1 protein-coding gene is annotated in these 1,417 nt (G+C 59.8%); it reads right to left on the minus strand.

All coding sequences use genetic code 11. The features are described 5' to 3' along the window. Positions 1–621: 621 nt before the first annotated feature. On the minus strand, positions 622–1,417 hold a 796-nt coding region (locus tag ABT116_RS46220), incomplete at its 5' end, for an LEM-3-like GIY-YIG domain-containing protein (protein WP_351647204.1).

Here is a 1,417-nt window from a genome sequence, read left to right on the forward strand (position 1 = left end):
CACTGCTCATGAGATCGGATAATCTAAGCGACCGCTTTTCGTTGGCTAACCTGACGTGGAAGAGAACCGATACCGAGATGAACCAGAAATCAGAAATACTGGGATGATCTGACCGCCGAAGGCCGAGAACTCACGCGGGTCGCAGAGGGCGAAGCCCGAGATTTGAAGGTGCCACTGCATCTTGAGGATCGGACGGCTGTTCGAAAGCTGGCCGATACCTACCGCTCATCGGTCCGCGATACGCGCTACCGCGACCCCGATCGACCCGAGCATCAACTGCAGGACGTCGTTGATGCGTACCGGTGGATGCACCCACATGCCTCGCAGTGCGTCGGTCCGCGAGGAGTGATGCGATTCGCATCCGGTTCGGACAAAACGTAGTCGGGCAGACGTAGGACTCGACACCATCGAAGAGCGCATCGCCGCGGCCGAGGCTGCAGAGTGTCCACTCCAACTCTGGTAGCGACGCTGCCACTCGACACTGACGATGCACGTTCAGCGTGGACGTATTTCGTTGCCGGGCAGCGAATTTCATCGACAGGGTGACATAATCTAAGTTATCGCCAATTCGAGGGGGCTCTGTACCGCACGCAGAACTCGACGAATGCGCGGGCAGGGTTTTCACTCCGCCGGGTAGGGATGCCAACCATGTTGACGCCATCGCCTGGTCCGCCGAGCCTTCTTCAGCTCCGCGACACTGGTTCCGACGTAGCGGGTTTCCAGTTCCGGATCCGCCGGGCCGGAGAACCGCCACGCTCCGCCCTGCCCGCTCTGTTCCCAACTCGAAGCCCGATACACCGCTCGGACGATGTCTGCGGCAACGAAGAAAATCGGAACATTCGCTGTGTTGCGAATAACCGGGCCGGCGTGCCACCAGCCTCGACCTTCTTCGTAAACCTGCTCTGTGGAGTTTTGCGGGTTCAGTGCCGCGTTGACGACGAGAACAACGAACGGCCGTTCGATCTCCGGTGCCGCAGTCGCGGCGTAACGCCTGATCAGTTCCGGTAGCGGGATCACGCCCCACTCTGTGGTGGTGTGACCGCCCGCGATGTTTGCCAACACTGCCGTACCCGTCGGCGCTTCTATCAGGCGGAGCGCATCGATCAAGGTTTGCTCGATGGCGTATGCGCTCTTGTCGGCGCTCGCTTCGGGCTCGATCCGGTGCCGCAGGATGACGTGTTCGACTGTTTTGCCCGACTGGTAGATATCTCGAATGCGTTGGTTCTTTGCCGATTTCACTGCGGGGGCTTCGCGTTCGATTCCGTCTTCGACGAGGTCAGGGGCTCCCATTGCGGACCAGACGTGACTGTAGACGCGATCTCCGACTCCTTTGCCGACGTAGAAGATGGAGCGATCTCGTGGATCGATCAGGGCGTAGACGTAGACACCGAGCTTTTCGGTGACTCCCGGCGCCATT

The organism is Streptomyces sp. NPDC002130, from assembly GCF_040296465.1.
Lineage (GTDB): Bacteria > Actinomycetota > Actinomycetes > Streptomycetales > Streptomycetaceae > Streptomyces.